At 63.9% G+C, this 16,806-nt stretch carries 18 protein-coding genes and 1 tRNA gene; 11 read left to right on the top strand and 8 right to left on the bottom strand.

Going from position 1 to position 16,806, the window contains the following annotated elements; all coding sequences use genetic code 11:
• Positions 1-51: 51 nt before the first annotated feature.
• From H290_RS0121085 to H290_RS0121070, 4 genes are all read right to left on the bottom strand, one after another.
• The gene (locus tag H290_RS0121085; protein ID WP_020108822.1) at positions 52-621 is read right to left on the bottom strand and encodes a TetR/AcrR family transcriptional regulator; all 570 of its coding nucleotides are present in this window, start codon (positions 619-621) and stop codon (positions 52-54) included.
• A 129-nt stretch (positions 622-750) separates the two neighbouring features.
• Positions 751-1,173, bottom strand: a complete 423-nt coding sequence (locus tag H290_RS0121080; RefSeq protein ID WP_020108821.1) for an organic hydroperoxide resistance protein — start codon at positions 1,171-1,173, stop codon at positions 751-753.
• A gap of 24 nt (positions 1,174-1,197) precedes the next feature.
• Positions 1,198-1,644 carry a MarR family winged helix-turn-helix transcriptional regulator gene (locus tag H290_RS0121075; protein ID WP_020108820.1) on the bottom strand — a complete coding sequence of 149 codons (447 nt, stop codon included), beginning with the start codon at positions 1,642-1,644 and terminating at the stop codon, positions 1,198-1,200.
• Positions 1,645-1,725: 81 nt separating this feature from the next.
• Positions 1,726-2,238 (bottom strand): DinB family protein, encoded by a 513-nt coding sequence (locus H290_RS0121070; protein ID WP_020108819.1) that lies wholly within the window; start codon positions 2,236-2,238, stop codon positions 1,726-1,728.
• 116 nt (positions 2,239-2,354) lie between these two features.
• Between H290_RS0121070 and H290_RS0121065 the strand changes: the two genes are divergently transcribed.
• Together H290_RS0121065 and H290_RS0121060 are read left to right on the top strand one after the other, a co-directional pair.
• Positions 2,355-2,639: a hypothetical protein gene (locus H290_RS0121065; RefSeq protein WP_036519792.1), complete on the top strand. Its 285-nt coding sequence runs from the start codon at positions 2,355-2,357 to the stop codon at positions 2,637-2,639.
• A gap of 119 nt (positions 2,640-2,758) precedes the next feature.
• A complete protein-coding gene (locus tag H290_RS0121060; protein ID WP_020108817.1) occupies positions 2,759-3,838 on the top strand; it encodes a DUF4185 domain-containing protein in 1,080 nt (359 codons plus the stop codon).
• Positions 3,839-3,898: 60 nt separating this feature from the next.
• On the opposite strand, the gene H290_RS0121055 is transcribed toward H290_RS0121060, so the two are convergent.
• Positions 3,899-3,972, bottom strand: a tRNA-Leu gene (locus H290_RS0121055).
• A 119-nt stretch (positions 3,973-4,091) separates the two neighbouring features.
• Between H290_RS0121055 and H290_RS29410 the strand changes: the two genes are divergently transcribed.
• From H290_RS29410 to H290_RS0121040, 3 genes are all read left to right on the top strand, one after another.
• Positions 4,092-4,751: a TetR/AcrR family transcriptional regulator gene (locus tag H290_RS29410; RefSeq protein ID WP_051122149.1), complete on the top strand. Its 660-nt coding sequence runs from the start codon at positions 4,092-4,094 to the stop codon at positions 4,749-4,751.
• A gap of 62 nt (positions 4,752-4,813) precedes the next feature.
• Entirely contained in the window at positions 4,814-5,575 is a 762-nt protein-coding gene (locus H290_RS0121045; RefSeq protein WP_020108815.1) for an SDR family NAD(P)-dependent oxidoreductase, read from the top strand.
• Between the two features lie 109 nt (positions 5,576-5,684).
• Positions 5,685-6,557, top strand: coding sequence for a Bax inhibitor-1/YccA family protein (locus tag H290_RS0121040; protein ID WP_020108814.1), 873 nt, complete (start codon positions 5,685-5,687; stop codon positions 6,555-6,557).
• 87 nt (positions 6,558-6,644) lie between these two features.
• On the opposite strand, the gene H290_RS0121035 is transcribed toward H290_RS0121040, so the two are convergent.
• Together H290_RS0121035 and H290_RS0121030 are read right to left on the bottom strand one after the other, a co-directional pair.
• Entirely contained in the window at positions 6,645-7,865 is a 1,221-nt protein-coding gene (locus H290_RS0121035; protein WP_020108813.1) for an acetyl-CoA C-acetyltransferase, read from the bottom strand.
• A gap of 71 nt (positions 7,866-7,936) precedes the next feature.
• Positions 7,937-8,875: an SGNH/GDSL hydrolase family protein gene (locus H290_RS0121030; RefSeq protein ID WP_036519741.1), complete on the bottom strand. Its 939-nt coding sequence runs from the start codon at positions 8,873-8,875 to the stop codon at positions 7,937-7,939.
• 38 nt (positions 8,876-8,913) lie between these two features.
• Between H290_RS0121030 and H290_RS0121025 the strand changes: the two genes are divergently transcribed.
• The 6 genes from H290_RS0121025 to H290_RS0121000 all read left to right on the top strand — a co-directional run bounded on the left by H290_RS0121025 (position 8,914) and on the right by H290_RS0121000 (position 16,345).
• Positions 8,914-10,302: a cystathionine beta-synthase gene (locus H290_RS0121025; RefSeq protein WP_020108811.1), complete on the top strand. Its 1,389-nt coding sequence runs from the start codon at positions 8,914-8,916 to the stop codon at positions 10,300-10,302.
• Positions 10,303-10,383: 81 nt separating this feature from the next.
• The gene (locus H290_RS0121020; RefSeq protein WP_020108810.1) at positions 10,384-11,556 is read left to right on the top strand and encodes a cystathionine gamma-synthase; all 1,173 of its coding nucleotides are present in this window, start codon (positions 10,384-10,386) and stop codon (positions 11,554-11,556) included.
• Positions 11,557-11,682: 126 nt separating this feature from the next.
• Positions 11,683-12,885: a threonine ammonia-lyase gene (gene ilvA, locus H290_RS0121015; protein ID WP_028463483.1), complete on the top strand. Its 1,203-nt coding sequence runs from the start codon at positions 11,683-11,685 to the stop codon at positions 12,883-12,885.
• A 47-nt stretch (positions 12,886-12,932) separates the two neighbouring features.
• The gene (locus H290_RS0121010) at positions 12,933-13,628 is read left to right on the top strand and encodes a hypothetical protein (RefSeq protein WP_020108808.1); all 696 of its coding nucleotides are present in this window, start codon (positions 12,933-12,935) and stop codon (positions 13,626-13,628) included.
• A 139-nt stretch (positions 13,629-13,767) separates the two neighbouring features.
• Positions 13,768-14,769, top strand: a complete 1,002-nt coding sequence (locus H290_RS0121005; protein WP_020108807.1) for a diiron oxygenase — start codon at positions 13,768-13,770, stop codon at positions 14,767-14,769.
• Positions 14,770-14,773: 4 nt separating this feature from the next.
• A complete protein-coding gene (locus H290_RS0121000; RefSeq protein WP_036519739.1) occupies positions 14,774-16,345 on the top strand; it encodes a 4Fe-4S binding protein in 1,572 nt (523 codons plus the stop codon).
• Between the two features lie 136 nt (positions 16,346-16,481).
• Here the strand turns inward: H290_RS0121000 and H290_RS0120995 are convergent, their stop codons facing one another.
• Positions 16,482-16,709 carry a hypothetical protein gene (locus H290_RS0120995; RefSeq protein ID WP_020108805.1) on the bottom strand — a complete coding sequence of 76 codons (228 nt, stop codon included), beginning with the start codon at positions 16,707-16,709 and terminating at the stop codon, positions 16,482-16,484.
• Positions 16,710-16,806: the final 97 nt, after the last annotated feature.

The raw sequence follows: 16,806 nt of genomic DNA, 5'->3' as shown, positions 1-16,806 counted from the left end.
GGATGAGCACGGTCGCCCCAGGGTAAAACTAGACAGTCTTGTCTGTAAGTGTCAAGAGATTTTCGGACTTCGAGTCCAGTTGTGCATCGCGGGTGCAAGCCAACGGGTCAAGAATTCGCGGAGATCGTTGTCCTCGGCGATGTCTGCGTCGTCGAACAAGACTGTCGACAGTCCGATTCGTAAACCCATCGCGATGATGTCGTCGATGTGTTCCGTGGTCTCGGGGTGGCGGTCGATCAGCGGTCTGAGTAATTCGCGGGCGATCGGTTTCGCGCGAGAAATCATCCCGGTGTCAAAGATCGGGTTACCGACCTCCGCGTGGAGAAGTGCGGCGAGAGCGGGATGGCCCTTGACGGTCGCCCGGCCGGCAACGATCAGTTCAACCAGATAATCGACGGGTGTGTCGACGTTTTCCAGACGGCTGCGGATATCGCCGAGTATTTCGACGGTCAGCCCGGAGACCGCCTGGGAGACGAGATCTTCTCGTGTGCCGAAGATCGAGTACACGGTCTGTCTGGATACGCCGGCGGCGGCGGCGACTGCAGCGATGTTGACCCTGTCGAACCCCTCGACCGCGATCAGGCCGATGGTGGCATCCAGGATCTTGTTCCGCGACCTCATCCCGGCATTATCAACCACGTCGGAGATCCCCGGTTGATGGCATCGCTGCGCCGAGGGCGGTGTCGGTGTCGGGCAAACGTCAGCGCGCGGGTCGCGGGTGACCCGCGCGCTGACATGCGCAGGTGTGGATCAGTCGTCGGTCACCACGAGGTTGACGTCGACGTTTCCGCGGGTGGCGTTGGAGTAGGGGCAGACCTGATGTGCCTTGTCTGCGAGCGCCTTGGCGGTGTCGTGATCGAGGTTCGGAAGCGCCACTTCCAACTCGACGGCCAGGCCGAAGCCGCCATTGTCGAGGGTGCCGATGGAGACGCGGGCGCCCACGGTGGAGTCGGTCACGTCGGCCTTTTCCTGTCCGGCCACCAGACGCAGCGCCGAGTGGAAACAGGCGGCGTACCCGGCCGCGAACAGCTGCTCGGGATTGGTGCCGATACCGTTGCCACCCATCTCTTTTGGAATCGACAGGTCGACGTCGACCTTGCCGTCGGTGGTGCGGGCATGACCGTTTCGGCCATCACCGGTCGCGAGTGCTTCTGCGGTGTAGATAGCTTTCATGGTGGTGCCTTTCGGTGTGACTGCTCACGAATCGGCGGAATTGCCGGATTCGCGTAGTGCGACGGTCAGAAGCTGGACCGCGTTGCGTAGTGCTTCGGCTTCGTCGGGGTTCAAACCAGTTGCAGTAAAGAGCTGTTCGGGTATGCACCGGGCTTTCGATTCGAGTTCTCGGCCGGCGTCGGTCAGTGTGACCTCCACCGATCGTTCATCCGTAGGGGAGCGGTTGCGGTGGAGATATCCGGCCGCTTCCAGCCGTTTGAGGAGCGGTGAGAGTGTGCCGGAATCCAGGTGCAGCCGTTGGCCCAGTCTGCGGACCGTGATTGCCTCTTCTTCCCACAGCACCAGAAGGACGAGGTACTGCGGATAGGTCAACCCGAGGGCGTGGAGCATCGGGCGATACGCGGCGGTTGTCGCCCGTGACGCCGAATACAGCGCAAAGCAGAGTTGGTTGTCCAAACGAAGTGCGCCCACCAGTCGAAGATAGCGCGCTATTCAATTGTGCACAACCAATATTGAGAACTTCCCCAGATCCGGGCTCAGGGCGTGCGGGCTTCACGAGTGGCTGCGAACGAAGATTCCGGCGATGAGTGCGGCCTGCCCGATGTGCTGGAGGTCATCGGAGATGACACTGACCAGGCGGACCCCGAGAGTGACGGGGGGATTCCAATTGCGGTCGACCACGGTGTCGAGGTCGTCTGATCTCAGTGTTTCGACAAATGCGGCGGTCTCTTTCTGGACGGCGTCGTGGTATCCGAGAAGGAGGTCGATGGATGGCTGAACCTGTCCGACCTCTTCGGTGGAGTGCCGGTAACCGGTGTCGCCGACGTCGAAGGGGAGTGCAAAGCGACTGTGCCAGTCCTGGGCGGTCCAGACCTGCTCGTGGTCCGCGACACCTGCAAGATGATCATCTTGCACGCGGGTCAGGTGCCAGACCAGCCACGCGATCGTGTTCGCTTCGGGGTCGATTCGATAGGTGAGCGCTGCATCGGGAAGATCGGACAGGGTTGCGTGAACCTCCTCGGAGATCCGGCCGAACGCATCCCGGATCAGGTCGGCCTCATTCATCGTCCTCGTCCTTTCGGTGTGGGCTGTGCCTACACCTTTACTCCGGTGAGATGACATCGTCTGGCGTCCCACCAAATCACCGCGACCGGGCGCGCCGGCGCTGCTAATTTGTGCTGATGAGTGAGGTAATCGGCCATAACGGCGAGTCGATCGTCTTCGACGGTATGACCGTCACCAAGTTCCGTCACCACGGTAAAGACGAGGCCGCCCGAAATCCGGTCTCGACGTTCCGTGAGGTTTCGATCAAGGAGAAGACCTCGCTGTTCGGTAAACCGAAGAGCCCCAGGCAGTTCGATGTACTGCTGATCATGTCGTCGATCATGAGCCTGACCGTCGACGAAGGGGGTAAAGCCGACATCGAGTCGCTGGTTGCCCAGATTCGGGCGGCAGCCGGGCGGTGACGCAGGCGCCCGCTGCTTCCCGATCAGCGGTCGATTGTGGACAAGGGCTTGCGAATAACGCTGCGAGCGCCCACGCCGGGGTGTTAGCGTACGCGGCAATGGGGAACAGGACCGGGGTGATGGGTCTGGCCGTCGGCATGGCCGCGGTGGTCGCAGCGAGTGTGATCACCGTCGCCACGGTGCCGTCGGCAGTAGCTGCTCCCGTCGTGATTCCAAAGCCGTTGCCGAGCACCTCGGGTCCGGCCTATGCGGTGAATCAGGTGACGGGACTGGGCGACACGAACGACACCCCGGGACGATTCTCAATTCTCGGTACCGATCTGGGGATCACCTGGGACAACGGCTCAGGGGAGATTCTCGCCGCGTTCGGTGACACCGCGCACTTCGATGGTGAATCGCTCCTATACGGCAGCATGTACCACTGGCGATCAAATGTGTTGCTGCGCAGTGCTGATCGGAATCTACGCGATGGGATGAGTATCTCAGGCGCCGCGCTGAGGTCGCCTGGCTACGCGAAGCGCCTTCTGGAACCTGATCTGCGACACGAGATCACGTTGATCCCCACCGCGGGTGCGGAGATCAACGGTAAGCAGTACATGACATACATGTCCGTAAAGTCTTGGGGATTGCCGAATTATTGGCAGACGAACTACGCAGGAATCGCCGAATCAACCGACAACGGTCAGAATTGGACCCGCCTCGATGCGATTCGTCCGAACACCGGTGGCAATCAGAAATTCCAGATGGGCGCTCTTCTCAAATCCGGCGGGATGGTCTACGTCTACGGCACCCCGGCCGGCCGGCAGGGTGATGTCTACCTCGCCCGGGTGCCCGAACAGCAGTTCACTGCTCTGGCTGCATATCAATACTTTTCGAACGGAAACTGGGTGCCCGGAAACCCCGATGCCGCCACACCGGTGATCGGTGCGCCGAACGGCGAACTGTCGGTGGCATACAACAACTATCTGGGTAAGTACATCGCCCTGCTCAGCGATGACGGGACCGTCATGCGCACGTCGGACACCCCCGAAGGGCCGTGGAGTGCACCACGGCTGATCGTGAACGAAAACGACGTACCAACCAGCTACGCGCCCTACATTCATCCGTGGAGTTCGGGGGACACGTTGTACTTCACGCTGTCGATCTCGAGTATCTACAACGTGGTGCTGATGCGATTGCCACTCGATTCCGTGCGCTGAGGAAAGTCGCCGATCGCATTCTGGTGCCGCAACCGCCGGGAATTGGCAAACGTGTGGCGGTGCCCCCAGTGGGATTCGAACCCACACTTGACGGATTTTAAGTCCGGTGCCTCTGCCAGTTGGGCTATGGGGGCCGTGCTGTGAAGCCTGATCAGAATGTCATGGACGGCCAAGCGTCTCGCGACAAGGGTTCGACAGTGAAAGGTCGATGCCGGACACCAGGGACTTTCGTCCCCGGTGCAAAATAAGGCACATGCCTGAACCATCCGCCCGCCGCAGCAGGGGGCGACCGCCGGGACCCGGTGTCGATCTCGGCTCTCGCCGCGAAGCGTTGCTCGACGCTGCGGAGTCGGAGATCATCGAGCACGGCTATGAGTTCGGGCTGGCCGGTGTGGCGAAGCGTGCGGGCCTGACCCGTTCTGCGGTGTATGCGGCTTTTGCCGACCGCGATGATCTGCTGACCGCGCTCACCCGTCGTCACGCGGACGTGATCACCGTCGACATGGCGCGGGTGCTCAACGAGGTCAAAGAGCCGCTTGTGCAGACGCGGGCAACTGTCGATGTGCTCGCGCGGTGGATGGAGGACAACTCCGAATTGTCTGCCGTTCTCGCACCACGGATGCAGGCAGGTGTTGGTGATTCGCTGGTCACGGGGTTTCTCGAATACGTCCTCGACACCGGGTTGATCCAGGTTGATGCAAATCGGCGCGCGGCGGGACCGTGGGCGCGCGCGATTGTGGGTGCCATCTGGACAGCTGTGCAGTGGTGGAGCGAGACCCGGACGATGGACCGCGTCGAACTCGTCGACCACGTCACGAATCTGTTGTGGGAGGGTTTCGCCGGCGTGGGCGGTGCGGCCGTGGTGCTCCCGGATTTCGATCCGCCGAAGCGCACCGGCGAAACAGAGGTTTGACGCGCGCCCGATGACCACCAAAAACAGGGTGAACGTGTTCTAGTTTCGCTACTGTCGTCGCCATGGGAATCCTCGATGGCAAGGTGGCACTGATCACCGGCGGTGGCAAGGGCGTAGGACTGGGTATCGCAGCGGCGATGAGCAAGGAAGGCGCCGATATCTTCATCTGCGGGCGGCATCGCCGTCCGTTGGCTGCTGCCGCCGAGGAATTGGCGGCGAACGGTGTGCGTGCGGAGTATCTGGTCGGAAATGTCAGCGAAGCGGCCGATTGCACGGCGATCGTGGACACCTGCGCCGACCGGCTCGGCGGTGTCGACATCCTCGTCAACAACGCCAACGATGCGATGCCAATCCCGTTGCTCGACGTCACCGACGAGGACTTCACCCGCTTTTTCCAGACCGGACCACTGGCCGTGCTGCGGCTCATGAAGGCATGTCACCCATTGATGGTGGCAAGGGGTGGGGGTTCGGTGATCAATCTCGTCACCTCCGCGGCCGTGCGATGGGACATGGCCACATACGGGCCGTATGCCGCGGTCAAGGAAGCGACCCGGTCACTGACCCGGGCTGCCGGGTGTGAATGGGGCAAGGACAACATTCGGGTGAATGCCATTGCGCCACATGCGATGACCCCGTCATTGCAGTGGTGGACCGAGACGTACCCTGACGAGGCCGACGCCTTCGTGAAGAGCATTCCGCTGGGTCGGATCGGCGACGCCGAGGCCGACATCGGGCGGATCGCGGTGTTCCTCGCGGGCCAGGACGCTCGTTATCTCAGCGGCGTGACGATCCCTGCCGACGGTGGGCACAGTCGCTGGGGGTGAAGGGTAAACAGCTCTCTGCACAAAGGGTCAAGAGAAGGTAAAGTCGGAACTCGAACATCACCCCACCCGTTGGGCGGATACAAGTGAGTTATGAGAAGGGACCAAAACGGTGCGTGAAACCAGCAATCCGGTGATGCGCGGGGTCGTGCGCGGCAACCAAGGCCCAGGTGGGTACGCCGGCTTTGGCGCTGGTGCAGCCGGCGCGGGCCAGCCCGCGACGTGGAACCAGAATTCGGGAGCACCATCCGCTGATCCGTATGCACGGCCGGGCCAACCGGTCGGTGCCCGAACACTGACCATCGACGATGTGGTGACCAAAACCGCCGCCACACTTGCGGTGCTGATCCTGTCTGCCGCCGTCTCGTACTACCTCACCACCCAGAACGAAGCCGTCGCGACACCGCTGATGCTGATCGGCTCGCTGGGCGGCCTGGCCCTGGTGCTCGTCGCAACCTTCGGTCGCAAGCAGGACAACCCGGCCATCGTGCTCAGCTACGCGGTGCTCGAAGGCATGTTCGTCGGCACGATCTCCTATGTCTTCGCGAATTGGGTTGTCGCCGATGATGTCAGCGCCGGGGCCCTGATCGGGCAGGCCGTACTCGGAACGTTCGGTGTCTTCGCCGGCATGCTCATCGTTTACAAGACGGGAGCAATCCGCGTCACCCCGCGTTTCACCCGCATGATCTTCGCCGGTCTGATCGGTGTTCTGGTGCTGATCCTGGGCAACCTGCTCATCGGTTTCTTCAACGGTGGATCGGGCCTGGGCCTGCGTGACGGCGGACCGATCGCCATCATCTTCTCGCTCGCCTGCATCGCGCTGGCATCGTTCTGCTTCCTGATCGACTTCGACGCCGCCGATCAGCTGATCCGCTCGGGCGCTCCGTCGAAGGCCGCATGGGGCATCGCACTGGGCCTGACCGTCACCCTGGTCTGGCTGTACGTCGAGATCCTGCGCCTGCTGAGCTACTTCAGCTCGGATTAGTCGTCCGGATCAACAGACAACTCCAACAAGGAAGCCCGCGACCACACGGTCGCGGGCTTCCTTGTTGTCAGCAGTTGGCGAAACGGCTCAGCTGAGGCGCTCGAGCACCATCGCCATGCCCTGTCCGCCACCGACGCACATCGTCTCGACCCCGAAGGTCTTGTCGTAGGTCTTGAGGTTGTTGAGCAGTGTGGTGGTGATGCGGGCGCCGGTCATGCCGAACGGGTGGCCCAGTGCGATGGCGCCGCCGGAGACGTTGAGCTTGTCGTGGTCGATACCCAGCTCGTTGGCCGAGCCGAGGACCTGCACGGCAAACGCCTCGTTGATCTCGAAGAGGTCGATGTCGTCGATGCCCATCCCGGCGTAGCGCAGGGCTTTGCGGACGGCTTCGATCGGGCCCAGTCCCATGATCTCGGGGGACAGGCCGGTGGAGGCGGTGGCGACGATCCGGGCCAGTGGGGTCAGGCCGAGCGCCTTCGCCTTGGTGTCGCTCATGATCACCAGGGCAGCGGCGCCGTCGTTGAGGGGGCAGGCGTTGCCGGCGGTGACGGTGCCGTCGGGGCGGAACACCGGTTTGAGTTGGCTGATCTTCTCGTAGGTGGTGCCGGCGCGGGGGCCGTCGTCGGTGTTGACGATGGTGCCGTCGGCCAGGGTGATGGGGTCGATTTCGCGGGCGAAGAATCCGGAGTTGATGGCTTCTTCGGCGCGGTTCTGGCTGCGCACGCCCCAGTGGTCCTGGTCTTCGCGGGAGATCCCGGTGAAGGAGGCGACGTTTTCGGCGGTCTCACCCATGGGGATGTAGATGTCGGGCAGCAGGCCCTGCTCGCGGGGGTCGCTCCACTTACCGGCACCGCCGTTGGCAGCCTTCGCAGTGCGCCCCATCGCCACGGCGAATTCGGGGTTCTTGGTGTCGGGCCAACCGTCGGCGTTGCCGGTGGCGAAGCTCGAGACGCTTTCGACGCCGGCGGAGATGAAGACGTCTCCTTCTCCGGCGCGGATGGCGTGCAGTGCCATGCGGGTGGTCTGCAGCGATGAGGAGCAGTAGCGGTTCACGGTGACGCCGGGAACCTGGTCCAGTCCGGCGAGGACGGCGACGACCCGCGCCATGTTGAAGCCGGCCTTGCCGCCGGGCTGCCCGCTACCCAGGTGCAGGTCGTCGATGTCGTTGCGGTCGAGTTCGGGGACCTTGTTCAGGACGGTTTCGACCATCTGGCGGGCGAGCTCGTCGGGCCGGACATCTTTGAGTGAGCCTTTGACGGCCCGGCCGATCGGTGAGCGTGCGGTGGCAACGATAACTGCTTCTGGCATAAGAACTCCTATGATCCTCGCTTGGCACTGCGACTACGTGTGGGCCTGATCAGAACTGACGTTACGCGTGGTCAGCCCGACCATCGCTGGGCGGTCCGGCTCACCAGCCCGCGGGCTCGCGTCGACCATTTGTTGTCCTCCGCGATGGCTGACACCTCGGGTGGATCGGGCAGCGGACCGGTACCCCATTCGCCCAGTCGGGCCAGGACTTCAGGTAGCAGAATCTGTGCGGCCAGCTCGTAACCGGCGGCCGACGGGTGGTAGTTGTCGGAGGACAACATCCGCTCGGGTGCCGCCAGGAACTCGCGGGCCAGCAGGTCTGCCAACGGCACCGGGGTACCCCCGCCGGCACGCGTCGCCGCGGCTTGGGCGGCTGCCAATCGCAACCCCCAATGCCGCATGACCGTTCGCAGCGGTTGCGGGATCGCGGCGACCACACCGAGGTCCGGGCACGTTCCCACCACCACCCGGGCGCCGGAATCCTCGAGACGGCGGACGGCAGCGCCAAGCCTCTTGGCCGACGCCCGGATCCCGCTGGCGCTCGTCACGTCGTTGGCGCCGATCAAGATGATTGCGATGTCGGGTGGGGGACCGGCGATCAGCATCGCGTCCACCTGGCCGGTCAGGCTCCGGGACGTGGCACCGACAATTGCCTTGGTGCTCAATCGGATTCGTCGCCCGGTTTCGTCTGCCAGCTTGCGGGTCAGCTGCACTCCGGGGGTCTCGTCGGCCGTTTCGGCGCCGAGACCGGCCGCCGTGGAATCCCCGAACACCATCAGATGCAGGTCGTGGTCGTCGTCGCGGCGATACCTCACCGGCCCGAGGCCTGCCGGACCGTATATTCCGTCGCCGTTGGGGGCGTTGTCGGTGCGATGGGGGATGACGGTGCGAGCGTGCCGGGCCTGCCCGTTGAGGAAGGCCACGGCCCACCAACCGGCACCTGCGGTACCCACGGTGGCAACGGAGGCGGCGGCGAGATCACGGACCACTCGGCGCCTTGATGCGGACACGGCTCCAACATAATCGAAGCGTCTGGGACGATGGGTACATGCGCATCGCAAGTCACGTCACCGAACTCATCGGCAACACCCCGTTGGTCCAGCTCAACTCCGTTGTCTCGGCGGGATCAGGCCTGGTGGCGGCCAAGGTTGAATACCTCAATCCCGGTGGCAGCTCCAAAGACCGCATCGCCATCAAGATGGTCGACGCGGCCGAGGCCTCCGGCGAGCTGAAGCCCGGCGGAACGATCGTCGAGCCGACATCCGGCAACACCGGCATCGGCCTGGCCCTCGTCGCCCAGCAGCGCGGCTACAAGTGTGTGTTCGTGTGCCCCGACAAGGTCGGCGAGGACAAGCGGAACGTCCTCAAGGCCTATGGCGCCGAGGTCGTGGTGTGCCCGACCGCGGTCGCGCCCGAACACCCCGACAGCTATTACAACGTCTCTGACCGGCTGACCCGCGAGATCGAGGGCGCGTGGAAGCCCAACCAGTACGCCAACCCGGCCGGACCCGAGTCGCATTACGAGACCACCGGACCCGAGATCTGGAACGACACCGACGGCAAGGTCACCCACTTCGTCGCGGGCGTCGGCACCGGCGGAACGATCACCGGCACCGGCCGCTACCTCAAAGAGGTCTCCGGCGGAAAGGTGAAGATCGTGGGCGCCGACCCGGAAGGTTCGGTGTACTCCGGTGGAACCGGTCGTCCGTACCTCGTCGAAGGTGTGGGCGAAGACTTCTGGCCGAGTGCCTACGACCCGTCCATCCCGGACGAGATCATCGCCGTCTCGGACGCTGATTCGTTCGAGATGACCCGTCGCCTGGCTCGCGAAGAGGGACTACTGGTCGGTGGCTCCTGCGGTATGGCAGTCGTTGCGGCACTGAAGGTGGCCGAGCGCGAGGGCCCGGATGCACTGGTCGTCGTGCTGCTGCCCGACGGCGGACGCGGCTACCTGGGCAAGATCTTCAACGACCGGTGGATGAGCAGCTACGGATTCCTGCGCACCCCGCTCGACGGCAAGGGCGAGGCCGAGCCGATGGTCGGCGATGTCCTGCGCGGCAAGTCCGGTGCGCTGCCCGATCTGGTGCACACGCACCCGCAGGAAACCCTGCGCGACGCGATCGAAATCTTGCGCGAGTACGAGGTGTCGCAGATGCCCGTGGTCGGGGCCGAGCCACCCATCATGGCCGGTGAGGTCGCCGGTGCGGTGAGCGAGCGCGAACTGCTCAGCGCGGTGTTCGAGGGACGTGCCAACCTGGCCGACCCGGTCAGCGCCCACATGGGACAGCCCTTCCCGTTGATCGGTTCGGGCGAGCCCGTGTCGGCGGCCACCAAGGCCCTCCGCGACACCGACGCCCTGATGGTGGTCGAGGACGGCAAGCCGATCGGCGTCATCACCAGGCACGATCTGCTGGCGTTTGTGAGCGCCATCGGCTGACGAGAACGGTCGTCGAGGCCGGCTGAGTAAACCGGCAGTGCGATCGGCTCGGCGATTTTCGGGGGCACTAGGCTGGCTCCCATGAGTGAGCAGCGCAGCAAGACCGACTCGCACAACTGGCAGGGATTTGCGACCAAGGCGATTCATGCCGGATATGAACCGGATCCGCTGACCGGCGCGGTCAACGTGCCGATCTATGCGAGTTCCACCTTCGCCCAGGATGGCGTCGGCGGAATGCGCGGCGGATTCGAGTACGCACGTACCGGAAATCCGACCCGTCAAGCACTCGAGGCCAACCTCGCGGCCCTCGAAGAGGGCAGTTTCGGTCGCGCGTTCGCGTCCGGCATGGCCGCCACCGATGCGTTGTTGCGAGCCACGCTGCGGCCGGGCGACCACCTGGTGATCCCCAACGACGCCTACGGCGGCACGTTCCGGTTGATCGACAAGGTCTTCTCGCAGTGGGGGATCGAGTACTCGGTCGCACCTGTCACGGATGTCGACGCGGTGCGCGCGGCCATCCGCCCCAACACCAAACTGGTCTGGATCGAGACCCCGACCAACCCGTTGCTCAACATCGGAGACATCGAGGCGACTGCGGCGGTCGCACACGAGGCCGGCACAAAGCTCGTGGTGGACAACACCTTTGCCTCGCCGTACCTGCAGCGTCCGCTGACGCTCGGTGCCGACGTCGTGCTGCACTCGACGACCAAGTACCTCGGTGGTCACTCGGATGTGATCGGTGGCGCCTTGATCACCGACGACGAGCAGCTCGATACCGATCTCGCGTTCCTGCAGAACGGCGCCGGCGCGGTTCCTGGACCGTTCGACGCATACCTGACCATGCGTGGAATCAAGACACTTGCCGTCCGGATGGACCGGCACAGCGACAACGCCGAGCGGCTCGTGGAATTCCTGCTGACACATCCGAAGATCGATTCGGTGCTCTACCCGGGACTCGCCAACCACCCGGGTCACGCTGCGGCGGCGAAGCAGATGAGCCGTTTCGGCGGCATGATCTCCGTGCGTGTGGCCGGTGGCCTCGAGGCCGCACAGCAATTCTGCGACCGCACCGAGGTGTTCACCCTGGCCGAGTCGCTCGGTGGCATCGAGTCGCTGATCGAACATCCCGCCGCGATGACCCACGCCTCGACGGCCGGTTCGCTGCTCGAGGTCCCAGATGACCTGGTCCGGCTGTCGGTGGGCATCGAAGACATCGGCGACCTGCTCGGGGACATCGAGAACGCCCTCAGCTGACGCCACCGCCCTCCAAATTCGCGCCGCTTACCTGCGTTCGCTCCTGTTGCAACGGGAGCACACGCAGGCAAGCGGCGCGAATTTTGGGTTGTGGGGTGGCAAGCTGACTCGATGGCCCGTGATCCGATGACGGTCGACCTGGCACAGATCGACCGTGCCGTGCAGTTGCTGGCGCCGGTGATGCGCCGGACACCGGTGGTGGCGTCGCGGGCGTTGTCGGAACGATGCGGCCACGACGTCTGGCTCAAGTGTGAAAACCTGCAACGCACAGGATCTTTCAAACCGCGCGGCGCGTATCTGCGGATCGCCGGCCTGAGTGACGACGAGCGCGCGAACGGTGTTGTCGCGGCCAGTGCGGGCAACCACGCGCAGGGCGTGGCATGGTCGGCCGCCGATCTGGGCATCACATCGCGGGTCTATATGCCCACCGGCGCATCGCTGCCGAAGATCGCCGCAACCCGTGCCTATGGCGCCGAGGTGATCCTCGAAGGCACAACCGTCGACGAGAGCTTGGTCGCCGCGGCGGGATATGCCGAAGAGACCGGCGCCGTCCTGATCCACCCGTTCGATCACCCCGACATCGTGGCCGGACAGGCAACCGTCGGGATGGAGATCCTCGAACAATTGCCCGATGTTGGGACCGTGCTGGTGCCCCTCGGTGGTGGCGGACTGCTCGCGGGTGTGGCGGTCGCGATCAAATTGCATCGACCGGAGGTCCGGGTCGTCGGCGTCCAGGCCGCCACGGCCGCCGCGTGGCCCGACTCGCTCGCCGCCGGAAGACCCGTCAGAGCTGAGTCGATGAACACGATGGCCGACGGCATCGCGGTGGCGCTACCCGGTGCCGTGCCGTTTGCCCTGGTGGCCGATCTGGTGGACGAGGTGGTCACGGTCAGCGAAGAGGCCATCTCTCAGGCGCTGCTGCTGGTGTTGGAACGGGCGAAGCTCATTGTCGAACCGGCCGGTGCCACGGCGGTCGCGGCACTGACGAGTCTTCCCGGTCTCGAACTCGACGGGCGGGTTTGTGTGGTGCTGTCCGGTGGCAACATCGATCCGTTGCTGCTCACCCAGGTGACCACGCATGGCCTGCATGCGGCGGGCCGCTATCTCACGATCACGGTGACTGTGCCCGACCGTCCGGGTGGCCTGGTGTCGTTGCTCGAGCTGCTCCGCGACCTGAATGTGAGCGTGGTCGACGTGGTCCACTCGCGGGTCAGCGGTGAACTGAGCCTTGGGGAGGTCGCGGTGACGGTCAGCCTGGAGACCAGGGGACCCGATCATCAGGCGAAGGTCCGGGCCGCACTGGCCGATGCCGGCTATTCGGTGGCCTGACCACTTTTCTGTCCGATTCTCCGTGGTGCCGCACTAGGCTCACCGGTATGGGAATCGACTACAACAAGCGCCCGAAGCCGGTACCACCGGCACCGACCCCACCATCGCCGGCGGCCCCCGCTCCTGCTCCTGCCGCACCGCCGGTGCAGCTGAGCAAGATCACCCTGACCAAGGCTCAGCCGACGGTGAGTCTCGCGAAGTCGGGTAGCTCGGGCGGAACCATTCGCGTCAATCTGAACTGGGCACAATCTTCGCCGGGCGGAGGATTTTTCAAGCGGAAGAGTTCGGTGGACCTCGACCTGCGGTGCCTGTATGAGCTGGCCGACGGATCGCGCGGCGGTGTCGGTGCACTCGACCGCAACTTCGGTGCCCTGGACCGGGCGCCATACATCAAACTCGACCAGGATGACCGCTCCGGTAGTTCGGCCGGCGGCGAGAACATGTTCGTGAACCTGACCGACCCCACGGTCTTCCGGCGCATCCTGGTCTTCGCCGACATCTACGAGGGAAGCCCGAACTGGGCGGCGGTCGACGGCGTGGTGACGGTTGAATCGCAGTTCGGTCCGCCGATCGAGGTCCGGATGGACTCGGCCAAGAACAGTCTGCGAACAGCGTCCATCGTTCTCATCGAGATGGGCGGCAACGGGGTGAGTGTGACCCGTGCGGTCGAGTATTTCTCGGGCGGCGACAAGATGGACAAACACTTTCGCTGGGGCCTGAACTGGGGGCGTGGCAGCAAATAACACCAGGTCGGGGCCTCAAGTCCTCGCCGTATCGCCGCCACATGGCGTGACAACGTTCATTGATTTAACAACGGGCGTTGACAAGTTCGGATCGGCCTTCTAGCGTCATGTGAACAAAGGTGCAGCGAGGAGGCCGCAGATGACTGAAGCGTTGAAGTATGTCCCGGAGCACGCCACGGCGACCACCGGTGACAACTACGACCAGGTTCTCGACGACCTGTCGAGTGCATCGGTCCACCGCAATTTTGATCCGTACATCGACATCGACTGGGATTCCCCCGAGATGGCGATCACCGACGGAGACCCCCGCTGGGTCCTGTCGAAGAATGTCGACCCCATCGGTCGCCACCCCTGGTACCAGCAGCAGCCGCTCGAGAAGCAGATCAAGATCGGGATGTGGCGCCAGGCCAATGTCGCCAAGGTCGGCCTGCAGTTCGAGTCGGTCCTGATCCGTGGCCTGATGCAGTACAGCTTCAAACTCCCCAACGCCGCCAAGGAATTTCGCTACACCACGCACGAGGCCAAAGAAGAGTGCAATCACACCCTGATGTTCCAGGAGTTCGTGAACCGCACCGGCATGGACGTCCCGGGAGCCAAGAAGAGCTTGCGCCGGATCTCGCCGGTGATCCCGCTCTTCTCCACCATCTTTCCGACGATCTTCTACTTCGGTGTGCTCGGCGGCGAGGAGCCGATCGACCACATCCAGAAGGACTTCCTGCGCAACCGCGATGAGATGCACCCGTCGATGTTGGCGGTGATGCAGCTGCACGTCGCCGAAGAGGCGCGGCACATCTCGTTCGCCCATCACCTGCTGCGTGAGACGATTCCGCAGAAGTCCGCGGTCCAGCGCTTTGTCCTGTCGATCATGCTGCCGATCGTGATGCGGGTGCTGTGTGGCGCGATCGTGGTGCCGCCCAAGGAGTTCCGTCGCGAGTTCGATATCCCGCGCTCGGTGTTCAAAGACATCTTCTGGCGGTCGGAGAACTCGAAGCAGTTCCTGCGCAACGTCTTCGGCGACGTTCGGATGCTCGGTGACCAGTGTGGCCTGATGAACCCGATCTCCCGGTTCATCTGGAACATCTTGGGTATCGGCGGCCGCTCTTCGCGGTTCCGCAGCGAACCCACCTACGCGGCAGCGTAAGCCCGTGCCGCACGTTGTCACTCAGGCATGTTGTGCCGACGCCTCCTGCGTTTACGCCTGCCCGGTCAATTGTATCCATCCGACACCGGATGAGCCCGACTTCCTGACCTCGGAGATGCTGTACATCGACCCGGCGACCTGTGTCGATTGTGGAGCCTGCGTCAGCGCATGCCCGGTCGGCGCGATCGTCCCCGGCCATCGCATCGAGCCTCAGGACGAGCGGTATCTCGAGATCAACGCGGCCCATTACGAGGACGTGGACGTGGCTCAGTCGCCCGTCCGTTTCCCGGTCGACGCCAGACTTCGGTTACCGCTGGCGCCGATCAGCAAACCGAAGCCGATCGAGATCCCCGGTGGCGGCGACATCCGCGTGGCGATCGTGGGGTCGGGACCGTCGGCGATGTACGCCGCGGACGAGTTGCTGCGCCATCCCAACGTGTACGTCACAATGTATGAACGCCTCGACAAGCCGTTCGGGCTCGCCCGCTATGGGGTTGCGCCCGATCATCTTTCGACCCGCAAGGTGATGGCCCTCTTCGACGAGATCGCGCGTAACAACCGCCTGGACATCCTGGTCCGCAGCGAAGTGGGCCGCGACATCGCGCTGGACGATCTACGTCGCGATTTCCACGGCGTCATCTATGCCGGCGGCGCGAAAACCGATCGACGTCTGGACATCCCGGGCATCGAGCTGGAGAACGTGGCCAGTGCAACGGAATTCGTCGGCTGGTACAACGGCCACCCGGACTTCGCCGATCGCGCCTTCGACCTCTCACACCGGAAAGTGGTTGTCATCGGCAACGGTAACGTCGCCCTCGATGTCGCTCGCATCCTGACATCGGACCCGGAAGATCTTGCGTCGACCTCCATTTCGCCGGTCGCGTTGGCAGCTCTGAGAAACTCCAAGGTCGAAGAAGTGCTGGTTGTCGCCCGCCGCGGCGCGGCCGACGCCGCATTCACGTTGCCCGAGCTGGTGGGACTGGCCGACCGCGGCGCCAACGTGACCGTGGATCCGGAGTTGCTGGCGCCTGAACTGTTGGCGTCAGCAGGTACCTCCGACGACCCCACGATTTCGGCGAAACTCGAGATTCTGGCCGAATTGTCGCAGCGGCCAACACAATCGGGACCTGTCATCAGGTTCGGATTCCTGCGGTCGCCGCAGGAGATCACCGCGAATGCGGACGGATCTGCTGCCGGCGTCACCTTTGGGATCAACCGGCTCGACCCACTGAGGGGTGGGGTCGAGCCGGTGGGGGAGACCGAGACCGTCGAGGCGGGGCTGGTGCTGACCTCGATCGGTTATAAGGGCGTCGAGGTGCCGGGTCTGCCGTTCGACGGCGCGCGCGGCGTAATCCCCAACGCCGGTGGGCGCGTCGTCGACGGGGACACTCCGATCACCGGTGTGTACGTCACCGGCTGGATCAAGCGCGGTCCATCGGGCTTCATCGGCACCAACAAATCCGACTCGGCGGAAACGGTGGCGCAGCTGCGTGCCGATCTCGAGGCGGGGCTGCTGTCGGTGCCGACGCCTGTCGCTTCCCCGCGCCGCCGCCTGGGCCGCGCACTGGCTCGATGATGTCGGGGTCGGATGACGCTCAGGTTGCCGTGGTGATAGGCCGAGCGCAGCCGCGTCTTTTCGAACTTCCCGACACTCGTCTTGCGAACTTCGTCGACAACGGTCAGAATCCGGTCAGCAAGAACCCTGGGCGTTGCTAGTTCCCGGTACTTTTTTGGTCGAGTTGCGCCTGCACCGATTTCTCATCGAGACTGTCGCCATCGACCACATGTAGCCGTTCGCCCTCGTGCGAGCCGTTGACCCAGTCGCCCGAGGTTTTCCAGTCGATGATCTTGCCGTCATTGTCGAACGCTATGGCCGTGTACTCGGGGTGCGCGTGCGCGAGTTCGGCGATACGGCGTGCGGTGATGGTCGAATCCGTCATGATCCCGGCATACCCACAAAGTCCACAAACAAAAATGGTGGCTTCTGGCGAACCCGACCTGCGGGTTTACTCGCCAAAAGCCACCATTTTGGGGTCT

This window comes from Nocardia sp. 348MFTsu5.1, assembly GCF_000383535.1.
Classification (GTDB): Bacteria; Actinomycetota; Actinomycetes; order Mycobacteriales; family Mycobacteriaceae; genus Williamsia; species Williamsia faeni.
The sequence above is the reverse complement of the archived record's forward strand: the minus strand, read 5'-3'. Positions and strand labels throughout refer to the sequence as shown.

Coding starts and splice junctions, on each gene's coding strand:
- H290_RS0121085 (WP_020108822.1), bottom strand. CDS start 621: ATGAGGTCGCGGAACAAGATCCTGGATGCCACCATCGGCCTGATCGCG.
- H290_RS0121080 (WP_020108821.1), bottom strand. CDS start 1,173: ATGAAAGCTATCTACACCGCAGAAGCACTCGCGACCGGTGATGGCCGA.
- H290_RS0121070 (WP_020108819.1), bottom strand. CDS start 2,238: ATGAATGAGGCCGACCTGATCCGGGATGCGTTCGGCCGGATCTCCGAG.
- H290_RS0121065 (WP_036519792.1), top strand. CDS start 2,355: ATGAGTGAGGTAATCGGCCATAACGGCGAGTCGATCGTCTTCGACGGT.
- H290_RS0121060 (WP_020108817.1), top strand. CDS start 2,759: ATGGGTCTGGCCGTCGGCATGGCCGCGGTGGTCGCAGCGAGTGTGATC.
- H290_RS29410 (WP_051122149.1), top strand. CDS start 4,092: ATGCCTGAACCATCCGCCCGCCGCAGCAGGGGGCGACCGCCGGGACCC.
- H290_RS0121045 (WP_020108815.1), top strand. CDS start 4,814: ATGGGAATCCTCGATGGCAAGGTGGCACTGATCACCGGCGGTGGCAAG.
- H290_RS0121035 (WP_020108813.1), bottom strand. CDS start 7,865: ATGCCAGAAGCAGTTATCGTTGCCACCGCACGCTCACCGATCGGCCGG.
- H290_RS0121025 (WP_020108811.1), top strand. CDS start 8,914: ATGCGCATCGCAAGTCACGTCACCGAACTCATCGGCAACACCCCGTTG.
- H290_RS0121020 (WP_020108810.1), top strand. CDS start 10,384: ATGAGTGAGCAGCGCAGCAAGACCGACTCGCACAACTGGCAGGGATTT.
- ilvA (WP_028463483.1), top strand. CDS start 11,683: ATGACGGTCGACCTGGCACAGATCGACCGTGCCGTGCAGTTGCTGGCG.
- H290_RS0121010 (WP_020108808.1), top strand. CDS start 12,933: ATGGGAATCGACTACAACAAGCGCCCGAAGCCGGTACCACCGGCACCG.
- H290_RS0121005 (WP_020108807.1), top strand. CDS start 13,768: ATGACTGAAGCGTTGAAGTATGTCCCGGAGCACGCCACGGCGACCACC.
- H290_RS0120995 (WP_020108805.1), bottom strand. CDS start 16,709: ATGACGGATTCGACCATCACCGCACGCCGTATCGCCGAACTCGCGCAC.